Annotated in this window: 1 protein-coding gene; it reads right to left on the bottom strand. The window is 63.9% G+C overall.

All coding sequences use genetic code 11. The annotated features are described in order from the left end of the window. A partial coding sequence (locus ACFQ2O_RS22505) for a TonB-dependent receptor plug domain-containing protein (RefSeq protein ID WP_377533293.1) occupies positions 1-524 on the bottom strand: 524 nt, incomplete at both ends.

Raw genomic sequence — 524 nt, 5'->3', positions numbered from 1 at the left:
CCGTTGAGGCCCACGCCCAGGTTGGCATCGGCCTGGTACAGCTCGCCGTCGTCCTCGTAATGCTGGCCCACGGTGCTGCTGATCTGCAGGCCAGTGGTATCGTCCTTCAGCTGCACATTGATAACGCCCGCAATGGCATCGGAGCCGTACTGGGCCGCTGCCCCGTCGCGTAGCACTTCGATGCGCTTGATGGCGGCGTTGGGAATCGTGTTGAGGTCGGTGCCCACCGAGCCACGGCCCACCGTGCCGTTGATGTTGACCAGGGCCGTAGAGTGGCGGCGCTTGCCATTGACGAGTACCAGCACCTGGTCGGGGCCGAGGCCACGCAGCGAGGCCGGGTCGATGTGGTCGGTACCGTCGGAAATCGACTGCCGCGACGACTGGAACGAGGGCGCGATATACGTCAGAATCTGCGAGACATCGGTTTGGGCGAATACCTTAATCTCGCGGGCCGAAATCACGTCGACCGGGGCAGTGGTGAGGATATTGGAGCGGCCTTCGGTGGCCCGCGAGCCGGTTACTAC

The sequence above is a fragment of the Pontibacter rugosus genome (genome assembly GCF_042678745.1).
Classification (GTDB): Bacteria; Bacteroidota; Bacteroidia; order Cytophagales; family Hymenobacteraceae; genus Pontibacter; species Pontibacter rugosus.
Note: the sequence above shows the minus strand (reverse complement) of the source record. Positions and strands in the feature narration are given on the sequence as shown.